The 280-nt window shown below is 67.1% G+C and carries 1 protein-coding gene; it reads right to left on the reverse strand.

Annotated features, from left to right (window positions below):
* Positions 1-9 precede the first annotated feature (9 nt).
* On the reverse strand, positions 10-280 hold a 271-nt coding region (locus tag HCK04_RS40775), incomplete at its 5' end, for a transposase (RefSeq protein WP_185949132.1).

Below are 280 nucleotides of genomic sequence, written 5' to 3' on the forward strand. Positions count from 1 at the left end.
TACTGACCTTTAATTCGTGATGTCGCCTCCCGTTCTCATGGTCAGGCCGGTCGGTGGGAGGCATCCGTCGATGAGGTGGGCCCGGTACTGGATCTTCTTCAGGGCGCGCTTGATGACGCGGACGAGCTGGGGCAGGTCGGCGGCGGCGAGGTTGGCCAGGGCGCCGCGTTTGAGCAGGGACCAGATGCCCTCGGTGGGGTTGAGGTCGGGGGCGTAGGCGGGGAGCTGGACGATGGTGAGCCAGTCGGCGTGCTCGGCGGCGAAGGTCTTCATCCCGGGC

The sequence above is a fragment of the Microbispora sp. CL1-1 genome (assembly GCF_012034195.1).
In the GTDB taxonomy this organism is placed as follows: Bacteria; Actinomycetota; Actinomycetes; order Streptosporangiales; family Streptosporangiaceae; genus Microbispora.